Raw genomic sequence first — 12412 nt, 5'->3', positions numbered from 1 at the left:
CCGCTCACCGTGCGGGTGCGTGTTGCAGCCCGTGGGGGCCTCCGCTTGGATGGCCGGATGCGTGACAGGCCCGGGAGCTTCGCCGACGCACTCCGGTCTGCCATCGACGAGCGCGGGCTGAGCCTGGACCGGATCACCGACCACCTCGCGCAACGCGGCATCTCCGTGAGCTCGGCGACCCTCAGCTACTGGCGGTCCGGCCGCAGCGAGCCCGGGCGCAGGTCGTCCCTGGCGGCCCTGCCACACCTCGAGGACGTCCTCGGCCTGCCCGCCGGCAGCCTCACCGCGACCCTCCCCAGCACGCGTGAGCGCACCCCGCGCCACGCCGTACGGGGACTCGACGCACTGTGGCCCGAGGAGCCGCACTCCGCGATACTCGGGCGGCTCGACACGAGCTGGGACACCGACCTGGCGCGGGTCTCGGTCCACGACGTCCTGCACATCGGCCCGGACCGACGCCAGGTCAGCCTGACCGTGCGTCAGGCGATGCGGGCCCGCGCCGACGGTCCCGACCGTCGCGTCGTGATGCACTCCCAGGACGACCTCGAGGCGGGCCTGCCCGAGATCCGGCCGCTGCGCGGGTGCGCGCTCGGACGGGTCGAGCGCGACCCCGGGGCCGGCGTGGTCGGTGCCGAGCTGCTCTTCTTCCGGCCGCTGCGCCGCGGTGAGACCGTGATCGTGTCGTACGACGTCGTCTCCCCCGCCCCCGGCCCCCGCGAGCACGAGTACACCCGCCGCCTGCGCCTGCCGATGCGCGAGTACCTGCTCGAGGTGGCGTTCGACCCGGGCGCCCTCCCCCAGGGGGTCTGGGCCTTCACCGAGGGCCGGGAGCAGCCGGTCTCGCTCGACCGTGATCGCCGCGCGCACCTCGTCCACACCGACACCGCACCGGGGACGACGGGGATCCGCTGGAGCTGGCCGAGTTAAGTGTTAAGCGCGGCCTGCCCCTTGCCCGGGACGGCGTCGGACGGTCATGGTCAGCCTCGTCCATCTGTCTCGGGAAGGATCCATCGATGAACCATGCACGACCTCGACTGGCAGCAGGCCTGATCGCCTCGCTCGCCGGTGCCGCACTCGCGATCGCACTGTCCGCCACCCACGCGGCGGGATCGGAGAAGCCCCAGGAGGCCCCGCAGGCCTCCCTCGCCGACGACGGCCTCGCGCCCGTCCTCGGCTCCTCGGCCAACGACCGCTACATCGTGGTGCTCGACAAGGAGGCGCCCGGCAAGAGCCTGCGCGCCGCCAAGGCCGACGTACGCGCCGAGGGCGCGAACATCACCCACACCTACACCTCGGTGATCGACGGGTTCGCCGCCAAGCTCAACAGCCAGGCGCTGGCTGCGCTGCGCAAGAACCCCAACGTCGCCTACATCGAGGCCGACAAGCCGGTGCAGCTCACGGCGACCCAGTCCCCGGCCACCTGGGGCCTGGACCGGATCGACCAGCGCGACCTGCCGCTCAACAACTCCTACACCTACAACGCCACCGGCGCGGGCGTCACCGCCTACATCATCGACACCGGCGTGCTCACCACCCACACGCAGTTCGGCGGTCGCGCGGTCTCGGGCTACACCGCGATCAACGACGGCCGGGGCACCACCGACTGCAACGGCCACGGCACCCACGTGGCGGGCACGGTCGGCGGATCGACGTACGGCGTCGCCAAGGGCGTGCGCCTCGTCGCGGTCCGCGTGCTCGACTGCAACGGCAGCGGCTCGAACTCCGGCGTCATCGCCGGCGTCGACTGGGTGACCCAGAACCACACCGCCGGCTCGCCGGCCGTGGCCAACATGAGCCTCGGCGGCGGCATCTCCTCGGCCCTCGACACGGCCGTGTCCAACTCGATCGCGGACGGCGTGACGTACGCCCTCGCGGCGGGCAACGACTCCGGCGCCAACGCGTGCAACAGCTCGCCCGCCCGCGTCGCGGCCGGCCTGACCATCGGGTCGACGACGAACACCGACGCGCGGTCGAGCTTCAGCAACATCGGCTCGTGCCTCGACATGTTCGCCCCCGGGTCCAACATCACGTCGGCCTGGCACACGGGCACCTCGGCGACCAACACGATCAGCGGCACCTCGATGGCGACCCCGCACGTCGCCGGTGCGGCGGCGCTCTACCTGGAGGGCAACCCGTCGGCCTCCCCTGCGACGGTCAACAACGCGCTGATCACCAACGCGACGCCCAACAAGGTCACCAACGCCGGCACGGGCTCGCCGAACCGCCTGCTCTACGTCGGCACCGGTGGCACCACCCCGCCCCCGGACCCGGAGCCGACCACCTGCAGCACCATGCCCGAGACCGAGACCGGCTCCCTGGGCTCCGGTGGCGTGGCCTACCACCCGGGCACGAACGACTACTACTACTCGGGCGCCGGCACCCACGTGGGCTGCATCTCGGGCCCGTCGGGCGCCGACTTCGACCTCTACCTCGAGAAGTGGAACGGCTCCACCTGGGTCGTGGTCGCGCATGGCATCAGCAGCACCTCGGAGGAGAAGATCACCTACACCGGCACCGCGGGCTACTACTCGTGGCGCGTGGAGTCCTACTCCGGGTCGGGCAGCTACACCTTCGGCCTCGACCGGCCGTGAGGGTCTCCTGACCAGCACACCTCACCTCGAGTGACGACCGGCCCCGCGGCACTGCCGCGGGGCCGGTTCGCTGTCCCGGGGGCGGGTCAGACGACGACGTTGACCAGCTTGGGTGCGCGCACGATGACCTTGCGCACGGTCGCGCCGTCGATCGCCCGCTGCACGCCCGCGTCGGCGAGGGCGGCGGCCTCCAGGTCGGCCTCGGAGATGCCGGGCGACACCTCCAGCCGCGCCTTGACCTTGCCCTTGACCTGCACCACCGCGGTGACGGTGTCCTCGACCAGCAGCGCCTCGTCGACCGCGGGCCAGCCGGTGCGGGCGACCGTGGGCTCGTGGCCCAGCCGCTCCCACATCTCCTCGGCCGTGTAGGGCGCCACCAGTGACAGCAGGACCGCCACCGCCTCGGTCGCCTCGCGCACCGCTGGGTCCGCGGGCCCGACACCGGAGTCGATGGCCTTGCGGGTGGCGTTGACCAGCTCCATCACCCGGGCCACCAGCACGTTGAAGCGGTAGGTCTCGACCAGCTCGGCCGCGTCGTGGACGGTGCGCGCCGTCGTACGCCGGAGCGCCACGTCGCCGGCCGTCACGTCGACGCCCGGCGCCGAGGCGACGTCGCCGGACAGGCGCCAGGCCCGCTGCAGGAAGCGCAGCGACCCGTCGGGCGACATGTTGGCCCAGTCGATGTCGTCCTCCGGAGGACCGGCGAAGACCAGGGTCAGGCGCACCGCGTCCACGCCGAAGGCCGCGAGCTGGTCGCCCAGGTTGACGCCGTTGCCCAGGGACTTGCTCATCTTCTTGCCCTTGTTGATCACGAAGCCCTGGTTCAGCTGGGCCGCCCACGGCTCGCGGAAGTCCACCATCCCCATGTCGTTGAGCACCTTGGTGAAGAACCGGCCGTACAGCAGGTGCAGCACCGCGTGCTCCACGCCGCCGACGTAGAGGTCGCTCGGCATCCACATGTTGACCTTGGCGCTGTCGAACGCCTGGGTGTCGTCGTGCGGCGAGCAGTAGCGGAACATGTACCAGGACGAGTCGACGAACGTGTCCATGGTGTCGGTGTCGCGGGTCGCCGGTCCGCCGCAGGTCGGGCAGGTCGTGTTGACCCACTCGGTCGCGCCGCCCAGCGGCGAGGTGCCCTTGGGCTTCAGGTCGGCGCCGGTCAGCATCGGCAGCGTCACGGGCAGCTGGTCCTCGGGCACCGGCACCTCGCCGTCCACGGGGCAGTGGATGATCGGGATCGGCGCACCCCAGTAGCGCTGGCGGCTCAGCAGCCAGTCGCGCAGGCGGAAGTTGACCGCGCCGGAGCCGCGTCCGTCCGCCTCCAACCGCTCGATGATCGAGCGGATGCCGGAGGCCTTGTCGGCCAGCCCGTCCAGCGGCCCGCTGTTGACGTACGTGCCGTCCCCCGACGTCGCGACCCCGGTCTCCTCGGGGTTGTCGTCACCGGTGTCGATGACGCGTCGGACCGGCAGGCCCATGGTGCGGGCGAAGTCCAGGTCGCGCTGGTCGTGGGCGGGCACGGCCATGATCGCGCCGGTGCCGTAGTCGGCCAGCACGTAGTCGCTGGCCCACACCGGGATCTCCTCGCCGGAGACCGGGTTGGTGGCGGTGATGCCCAGGTCCACGCCGGTCTTGGGCCGGTCGGTGGCCAGCCGGTCGATGTCGGAGGCCTTGCGGACCTCGACCAGGTAGTCCTCCAGCGCCTGCGCGCGGTCGGGGTGCACGATCTCGGCGGCCAGCGCGGCGTCGGCGGCGACCACCATGAAGGTGGCGCCGTACAGCGTGTCGGGACGGGTCGTGTAGACCTCGATGTCGCGCTCACCGACAGCGGTGTGCAGCGTGAAGGTGACGTGGGCGCCCTCGGACCGGCCGATCCAGTTGCGCTGGGCGGTGACCACGCGGTCGGGCCAGGTCTTCTCCAGGTCGTCCAGGCCGTCCAGCAGCTCCTGGGCGTAGTCGGTGATCTTGAAGTACCACTGGGTCAGCTCCTTCTTGGTCACCTCCGCCCCGCAGCGGTCGCAGACACCGCCGACGACCTGCTCGTTGGCCAGGACGGTCTGGTCGTTGGGGCACCAGTTGACCGGGCTGTTCTTGCGGTAGGCCAGGCCCCGCTCGTAGAACTTCAGGAACAGCCACTGGGTCCAGCGGTAGTAGCCCGGGTCGGAGGTGTTGAAGGTCCGCGACCAGTCGAACGACGCGGCGTACTTCTGGCACGACTCGATCGAGCGCGCGATGTTGGCGCGCGTGTAGGTGTCGGGGTGCTCGTCGTTGCGGATCGCGGCGTTCTCCGCGGGCAGGCCGAAGGAGTCGAAGCCCATCGGGTTCAGCACCTCGTAGCCGCGCTGCCACCAGTAGCGCGCCACCACGTCGTGCAGCGCGAACACCTCGGCGTGCCCCATGTGCAGGTCCCCGCTGGGGTAGGGGAACATCGTCAGCGCGTAGCGCTTCTCGCGGGGGCTGTCGTCGTCGGCCCGGAACGGCTGGAGGTCCTCCCAGACCCGCTGCCACTTCGTCTCGGTGGCCTCGATGTCGTAGGTGGTCTCGCCGTGGGTGCTCTGCTCGGGGTTCATCTCTCTCGCTCCTGTGGGTCCTGCTCCCGACATGAAAAAACCCCTCACACATGGAGGGGTGCCGCGTTGACTGCCTGGACGGTGAGTCAGCGCGGCTGTCGAAGAAGCAGGATCTGCGACCGCATGGGTCCATGGTAGCGGTTCGTCCGACGCATACTCATTCCCGTGCCCGAGCCCGGTTCCGACCACCCAGACCTCAACCGCTACGACGACGTCCTGGCCCTCCTCGGCCGGCTGCCCGACCACGTGCCCGCGCTCCGGGTGGTCGTGGTCAACGGCTCGGCCGTGACGGGCGGCTGGGACGACCACTCGGACCTCGACGTCGAGGCCTGGTGCACCGGCAACGCCGCGACGACGTACGCCGCCGTGCTGGCCCTCGCGCGCGAGCAGCTCGGCGTCGACCACGTGTGGGAGCTGCCCGAGACGACGTGGGGGCCGACCGGCCGGCAGTGCTTCCTGCACCTCCAGCCCGACGCCGCCGACCTCTCGCGACCGACCCGGCTGGTCGACCTGGTCATCCAGCAGCTGCCCCACCGGCTGACCATGGACACACGCCGACACGGCGTACCGCTCGTCCTCCACGACCCCGACGGGCTGCTGGTCCTCGAGGACGACGACGAGGCCGACCTGGCGGCGCAGCGTCGGCAGGCGGTGGAGCAGACCGCCGCGCGGCGGCAGACCGGCGCCTGGCTCGTCGAGCGCGCGATCGCGCGGGGCGACCTCGCGGAGGCGACGACGCTGCACCTGAGGTTCGCCGTGGAGCCGCTCGTACGCCTCCTGCGGGTCCGGCACTGTCCGGCGCGGCACGACTTCGGGCTGCGCTACCTCCGCACGGACCTGCCGGAGGGGATGGCCGAGCGGGTGGAGGCACTGCTGCCCGGGCCGGACCTGGCGGTCCGGGCCCGGGCAGCGTTCGCGTGGCAGGACGAGGTCCTGCGCGAGCTCAACCAGTGATCACCTGACGAGCTGCGGGGTGAGCGGCGGGTTCCACCACTCGCCGTTGTAGGCCTTGACCGCCCCCACGACGTGCAGGATGCCGGCGACGACCGGCGGCACGAAGAAGACCGGCCAGAAGACGACGAAGCCGATGCCGATGGTGATGACGCCCAGGATCACGTAGAGCACGGCCGCGACGACGAGCCAGATGAACATCGAGATCTGGACGTTGATCGAGTTGGCGGCGTGCGAGCGGACGAACGGGCCCCGGTCCTTGTACATCACGAAGACCACGATCGAGGCCAGGAACCCGAGGAACCCGGCCGAGCAGACCATGGCGACGACGGCGCCGGCGTGGCTGACCGCGCCCCACGTGCGCTCGTCCTGCGGCGACATGGACGGCGGGGCGGCGCGGTAGGTGGTCTCGGGCTGCTGGCCGTCGGGCCGCGTCGGGTCGGGCCCCTGCGCGCCGGTGGGGTACTGGTCGGACATCGCACTCACTCCTCGGTGGGCCGGGCGACCTGCTGCCCGGTGATGGCACCAGCCAAGCACGCCGGAGAGGCGAATTCACCTGGTTCCGGGGTCGGTTCAGGGTCGCGTCAGGGGCGGTTCCGGGCTCGGCCGCCTGCCCCTGGCGGGGTAGTCCACCGGGAAGTGGCTGCCGGAAGGCGCCCGTCCCGACCATGTCCCGGTGGACTACCGCGAACCCGCTACTCCCCAAGAAGTGTTTGACAGTCGCCTTCCCTTCGTCCAGACTCACTCCCCAAGAACCATTGGAGGGTGAGATGGACGAGACCGACACCGACGCCGTCACCCGGCTGCGGGCGACGGCGCACCCGGTGCGGCTGCGCATCCTGTCGCTGCTGACCGCGGAGGCGATGAGTGCCGCCGAGGTGGCCCGCGCCCTCGAGCTGACCCACGCCAACGCGTCCTACCACCTGCGCCAGCTCCACGACGCCGGCGAGCTCGTCGTCGAGAGCGAGGAGAAGATCCGCGGCGGCGTCGCCAAGCGCTACCGGTACGACGCCTCGCGGGACGTACGCACCCACCGGCCCGGCATCGACGAGCGCGTCGCCTACGCCCGCGCCAACGCCCTCGAGGTCGAGCGGCGGCTGCAGGAGGCGGCACCCGGGGCGTCGTCCTCCAGCGACTTGGAGACCTGGGTCGACGTCGAGACCTGGCACCGGGCCCTCGACCTCCTCCACGAGGCCTCGCACCTGCTGCACGCGGCCGCCAGGCCGGCGGGGACACCCGAGACCGTGCACGTCAGTGCCACGACCCAGGCGTTCACGATGAGCGGCGGACTCACCGGCGAGGCGGTCCGCTGGAAGCCGGCCCACGAGGAGACCCGATGACCTGGTCCGCCGCGCTCGCCCCCCTGCGCAACCGCAACTTCGCGTGGTACTTCGCCTCGCGCCTGATCAACATGCTCGGGAACATGATGGCCAGCATCGCGCTCGCCTTCGCCGTCCTCGACATCACCGACTCCCCCAGCGCCCTGGGCCAGGTCCTCGCGGCGCACACGCTCCCGATGGTTGCCCTGCTCCTCTACGGGGGTGTGATCGCGGACCGCTTCCCCCGCACGTTGGTCCTGCAGTTCTCCAACGTCGCATCGGCCCTGAGCCAGGGTGCGATCGCCGTGCTGGTGCTGTCCGGTCACGCCGAGATCTGGATGCTCGTCGTGTTGAGCGTCGTCCACGGCGCCGTCTCGGGCATCGGGTTCCCCGCCATGGCCAGTGTGCTCCCGCAGCTGGTGGCCCGCTCCGACCTCCAGCCGGCCAACGCGCTGATCTCGCTGACCCGCAGCGCGATGATGGTGCTCGGGCCGACCGTCGGCGCCCTGCTGGTCGTCACCATCGGGTCCGGGTGGGCGCTCGCCGTCGATGCCCTGACGTGGGCGCTCGCCGCACTCCTGCTGGTCCCGGTGAGGATCCCGCCCAAGGAGCCCACCGGGGCGCCGGCCGACACGATCCGTGAGCTTCGCGAGGGGTGGAGCTTCTTCTGGGGGACGCCCTGGCTCTGGATCGTCGTCGTCGGCTTCGGCGTCCTCAACCTCATCCATGCCGGCGCGTGGTCCACCCTGGGACCCGCGATCGCCGATGACACCATCGGTCGACAGGGCTGGGGCTTCGTGCTGTCGGCCGAGGCAGCGGGCTTCCTCGTCACGACCGTCGTGCTCCTCAGGGTCCGCCTGGAGCGTCCACTGCTGCTGGGCATGCTCGGCGCGCTGCTGATGGCACCGCCGATGCTGGTCCTCGGGGTCTCACCGCACCTGGTCATCCTCGTCGTCGCGGCCTTCGCGGCCGGCGCCGGCACGGAGGTGTTCGGCATGGGATGGAACCTTGCGATGCAGGAGAACATCGAGGACGGCATGCTGTCGCGCGCGTACTCCTACGACGCGCTCGGCTCCTTCGTGGCTATCCCGATCGGGCAGATCGCCTTCGGTCCCCTGGCGGCCGTGTTCGGCTACCGGCCCGTCCTGATCACCTCTGCCGTCGCGTACGTCGTGATCTGCGCGCTCGTGCTCAGCTCGCGGTCCGTACGGACGCTGCGGCGCGTGCCGACCACCCCGGAGCCCGCCGTGACGAGCGGCACGTCCTAGGGTCTGGTCATGAGCGTGATGGATCTCTTCCGCCTCGACGACAAGGTCGTCATCGTCACCGGCGCCTCCAGCGGGCTGGGCGTCGCGTTCGCCCACTGCTTCGCCGAGGCCGGCGCCGACGTCGTGCTCGGCGCACGCCGGGTGGAGAAGCTGCAGCGGGTCGCCGACTCCGTACGCTCCACCGGCCGCCGGGTGCACACCGTCGCCACCGACGTGGCCGACCCCGAGCAGTGCCAGCGGCTCGTCGACGAGGCGATGGAGAAGTTCGGACGCGTCGACGTGCTCGTCAACAACGCCGGCGTCGGCACGGCCGTTCCCGCCACCCGGGAGACGCCCGAGCAGTTCCGCTCGGTGATCGACGTGAACCTCAACGGCTGCTACTGGATGGCCCAGGCCTGCGGCCGCGTCATGGAGCCCGGCTCGAGCATCATCAACATCTCCTCGATCCTCGGCATCACCACCGGCGGGCTCCCGCAGGCGGCCTACTCCGCCTCGAAGGCCGGGCTGGGCGGCCTCACCCGCGACCTCGCCCAGCAGTGGACTGGCCGCAAGGGCATCCGCGTCAACGCGCTCGCCCCCGGGTTCTTCACCTCGGAGATGACCGCCACCTATCCCGAGGGCTACCTCGACCTCGCCATGCAGCGCGTCCCGGCCGGCCGCAAGGGCGACCCGCGCGAGCTGGCCGCCACCGCGGTGTGGCTGGCGTCCGACGCCGCCGGCTACGTCACCGGGCAGATGATCCCGGTCGACGGCGGGCTCACCATCGCCTGAGCCGGACGCCCCCTCAGCGGGCCCGGATCTGGGAGGATCCGGGGCCATGAGCGAGGTTGCCCGGACCCACCGCCTGCGACGCATGACCGGTCGCGACCCACGCGAGTCGCACCGCTCCGCGTCCCCGCTGGAGCTGTTGTACGACCTCACCCTGGTCGTGGCCTTCAGCCTCGCCGGGTCGCAGTTCGCGCACGCGCTGGTCGAGGACCACCTCGTCGAGGGCCTGCTCGGCTTCGCCGTCGCGATGTTCGCGATCACCCTCGCCTGGATCAACTACTCCTGGTTCGCCTCGGCCTACGACACCGATGACGCCTTCATGCGGCTGGCCACGCTCCTGCAGATGGTCGGCGTGCTGGTCCTCGCACTGGGCCTGCACGACCTGTTCGAGGGGTTCGACCACGGCGAGTTCGACAACGCTGTCGTCGTCGCGGGCTACGTGACCATGCGCGTCTCGATGATCCTGCTGTGGTCCCGGGCCGCGGCCCACGACCGGGATCGGCGCCGCACCTGCCTGGCGTACGTCCGGTTGATCGCGGTCGCGCAGGTCGGCTGGGTCGTCACCGCGACCGACGTGCTGCCCGTCCCGGTGCAGATCGGGTTGGCGCTCGCACTGTTCGCCCTCGAGCTCGGCGGCATCGTGTGGATCGAGACCCACCTCCCGCCCACTCCGTGGCACGCTCACCACATCGCCGAGCGCTACGGCCTGCTCGCGATCATCACCTTCGGCGAGGTCGTCCTCGGGACGACGACTGCCATCGAGGCCGTCGTGACCGACCAGGGGTGGAGCGTCGAGGCCGCCGTGATCGCGCTCGCGGGCGTCGCGCTCGCCGTCGGGCTGTGGTGGTGCTACTTCACGGTCCCGTTCGCCCACGCGCTCACGGCGAGCAACGCCCGCAGCATGGTCTTCGGCTTCGGCCACCTCGTCCTCTACGCCTCGATCGCGGCGACCGGCGCCGGCCTGCACGCCGCCGCCTACTACGTGGAGCACCACTCCGAGCTCGACGCCGCACAGACGATGCTGACGATGGCGATGCCGGTCGCGGTCTTCGTACTGGCGCTCTTCACGGTCTTCCACCTCCTCTTCCCCGGCCGCGACCCGCTGCACCACTGGCTGCTCGTCGGCACCCTCGTCTTCCTGGCGGCCGCCTGTGCGCTGGCCGCGTGGGGTGCCCCGCTGGCGCTCGCCCTCCTCGTGCTGATGCTCGCGCCCTGGGTCACCGTGCTCGGTTACGAGCTGCGCGGCTACCGCCACATCGACGAGGTCGCCGGGGCCACCCGCGATGTCGCACGGTGACTACAAGGCGTTCTTCGCCGCCGCCTGCATCGGAGACGTCGCGCTCGCCGAGCACCACCTGGACGCCGGAGTCGACATCGACTTCGTGCACCCCGAGCTCCAGTCGACCGCCCTCGTGGCGGCGATCGAGGAGCGGCACGAGGCCGTGGCCCTCCTGCTGCTGGACCGCGGCGCGTCCCCCACCCTCCGCTCGCCGCTCGAGGGCATGACGCCGCTGGAGGCAGCCCGCGCGGCCCGGCTCGAGCGGGTGGTCGCCCGGCTCAGCTGAGCCAGGGCTCGCCGGCGACGACCCCGTCCGTACGCCGTCCTGCGGCTGCGTCGTCGAGCCACCGCTCGGCGTCCCTCACGCCCGTGCTTCGCCAGCCGTCCAGGGATCGCCGGACGACCCGGTCTCCCTCGCGCACGGCGTACACCCCGCCCGTCAGCGCCAGCACGAACGCGTCGTCGATGGCCCCGAGCAGGTCGGCAGACCCCGTGTCGCAGGCGTCGCACCCGCAGTCCGGCTGGAGCTCCAGGACCTCGGCGGGGTCACCCACCCCGACCTGTACGACCGCGTCGTCCGCGTCGTGCAGGGGTGCGGTGCCGATGACGACCGGACGGGTGCCCGGTCGTCCCTCGACGAGGGTGACCCGCGTCGGGACGATGACCCGATCCCCCGCCCAGCGCACCGCGCCGGGGTCGACGTCGCGCGCGGTGCCGAGCCCGGTCGCGGTGATCGCGTCGACCCAGGCGGCCGCACGGGCGGCGAGCAGCCGGTAGCGCCCGGCGTCGGTCACCTCCGAGTACTCCTCCGGCGCGGCCGGGCGACCGTCGGGGCGCGGGTGCGGCCAGTCGGCGAGATCGCCGCGCAGCCGTGCGAACGCGACGTCGACGGCAGGCACGAGTGCCGCCGCCGGGAACCGACGCCGGTCCGGTCTGGTCGTCACCTCCACCTCGTCCAGCACCTCGGTCACGGATCGCTCCCCCGGCGTCGCCAGTCCGATCGACACGGGTGGCTGGGGCTCGTCCGACTCGATGCTCATCCACGCTGCCTCGTCGGCGTGCTCAGGTTCGCCGAGCGGGGCGAGCGTGATCGAGACGCCCTCGCCTGCGGCGAAGACCCGTCTGGGGAAGTGGCGGTCCCCGGTGAACCCGAGGGCCAGCAGGACGTCGGCGACCCGGTCGGGGTCGGGCGGCGCCAGCACCACCCACTCGAGGACGGGGCCGTCCGCCGGCCCGGCTCCCATCGGCGCCGTCCACTCGATGAGGAACGGCAGCGACCCGTCGTACGGCCCGGGTCCGACGTCGCAGACCTTCCACTCCACGACGTCACCGTCCGGCGTGCGGCGCGAGCCGGGCACGGCGGGCTCCGGCTCGAATCCGGCGGCCAGCAGCGCCGTACGCGCCACCTCGATGTCGTCGACCGCGATCGCCCACGAGATCGGGCCGCAGGCGGAGCGGACGCGTTCCAGCCACGGGTTGGACTCGTCGCTCCCGGCCGCGATCAGCTCGACGTACGCCGGCCCGGGCCCGCGCACCAGCGCGTTGACCGTGCCGACCGGGTGCGCTCCCCCGCGTACGGCCGGGACGCCGGCCGCGGTCCACCGGGCCATCGCGTCGTGGAGGTCCTCGACGGCGACGACGAGGTGGTCGAACCGCGCTCCCATGC

11 protein-coding genes are annotated in these 12412 nt (G+C 71.7%); 8 read left to right on the top strand and 3 right to left on the bottom strand.

Annotation, left to right across the window (positions count from 1 at the left end; genetic code table 11):
• Positions 1–57 precede the first annotated feature (57 nt).
• Together EXE59_RS13970 and EXE59_RS13965 are read left to right on the top strand one after the other, a co-directional pair.
• Positions 58–927, top strand: coding sequence for a helix-turn-helix domain-containing protein (locus EXE59_RS13970; protein WP_135839448.1), 870 nt, complete (start codon positions 58–60; stop codon positions 925–927).
• An 86-nt stretch (positions 928–1013) separates the two neighbouring features.
• Positions 1014–2591, top strand: a complete 1578-nt coding sequence (locus tag EXE59_RS13965) for a S8 family peptidase (protein WP_135839447.1) — start codon at positions 1014–1016, stop codon at positions 2589–2591.
• Between the two features lie 86 nt (positions 2592–2677).
• Here EXE59_RS13965 and leuS read toward each other — a convergent pair whose 3' ends face one another.
• Positions 2678–5161, bottom strand: coding sequence for a leucine--tRNA ligase (gene leuS, locus EXE59_RS13960; RefSeq protein WP_135839446.1), 2484 nt, complete (start codon positions 5159–5161; stop codon positions 2678–2680).
• A 165-nt stretch (positions 5162–5326) separates the two neighbouring features.
• On the opposite strand from leuS, the gene EXE59_RS13955 reads away from it, so the two are divergent.
• Complete coding sequence (locus tag EXE59_RS13955; RefSeq protein ID WP_135839445.1) at positions 5327–6115, top strand: hypothetical protein; 789 nt, start codon at positions 5327–5329, stop codon at positions 6113–6115.
• On the opposite strand, the gene EXE59_RS13950 is transcribed toward EXE59_RS13955, so the two are convergent.
• On the bottom strand, positions 6116–6589 hold the full coding sequence (locus tag EXE59_RS13950; RefSeq protein WP_210428997.1) for a DUF4870 domain-containing protein: 474 nt from the start codon (positions 6587–6589) through the stop codon (positions 6116–6118). It lies immediately after the preceding gene.
• A 293-nt stretch (positions 6590–6882) separates the two neighbouring features.
• Between EXE59_RS13950 and EXE59_RS13945 the strand changes: the two genes are divergently transcribed.
• The 5 genes from EXE59_RS13945 to EXE59_RS13925 are packed head-to-tail and all read left to right on the top strand — an operon-like array spanning position 6883 to position 11032.
• Positions 6883–7452, top strand: a complete 570-nt coding sequence (locus EXE59_RS13945) for an ArsR/SmtB family transcription factor (protein WP_135839444.1) — start codon at positions 6883–6885, stop codon at positions 7450–7452.
• Positions 7449–8699, top strand: a complete 1251-nt coding sequence (locus tag EXE59_RS13940; RefSeq protein ID WP_135839443.1) for an MFS transporter — start codon at positions 7449–7451, stop codon at positions 8697–8699. Before EXE59_RS13945 ends, EXE59_RS13940 begins: the two co-directional genes overlap by 4 nt.
• 9 nt (positions 8700–8708) lie before the next feature.
• The gene (locus EXE59_RS13935) at positions 8709–9470 is read left to right on the top strand and encodes an SDR family NAD(P)-dependent oxidoreductase (protein ID WP_135839442.1); all 762 of its coding nucleotides are present in this window, start codon (positions 8709–8711) and stop codon (positions 9468–9470) included.
• A 46-nt stretch (positions 9471–9516) separates the two neighbouring features.
• The gene (locus tag EXE59_RS13930; RefSeq protein ID WP_135839441.1) at positions 9517–10764 is read left to right on the top strand and encodes a low temperature requirement protein A; all 1248 of its coding nucleotides are present in this window, start codon (positions 9517–9519) and stop codon (positions 10762–10764) included.
• The gene (locus EXE59_RS13925) at positions 10751–11032 is read left to right on the top strand and encodes an ankyrin repeat domain-containing protein (protein WP_135839440.1); all 282 of its coding nucleotides are present in this window, start codon (positions 10751–10753) and stop codon (positions 11030–11032) included. Before EXE59_RS13930 ends, EXE59_RS13925 begins: the two co-directional genes overlap by 14 nt.
• On the opposite strand, the gene EXE59_RS13920 is transcribed toward EXE59_RS13925, so the two are convergent.
• A complete protein-coding gene (locus EXE59_RS13920) occupies positions 11025–12410 on the bottom strand; it encodes a DUF6226 family protein (protein WP_135839439.1) in 1386 nt (461 codons plus the stop codon). The two genes, EXE59_RS13925 and EXE59_RS13920, sit on opposite strands and share 8 nt — an antisense overlap.
• Positions 12411–12412: the final 2 nt, after the last annotated feature.

The sequence above is a fragment of the Nocardioides eburneiflavus genome (genome assembly GCF_004785795.1).
In the GTDB taxonomy this organism is placed as follows: domain Bacteria; phylum Actinomycetota; class Actinomycetes; order Propionibacteriales; family Nocardioidaceae; genus Nocardioides; species Nocardioides eburneiflavus.
Note: the sequence above shows the minus strand (reverse complement) of the source record. Positions and strands in the feature narration are given on the sequence as shown.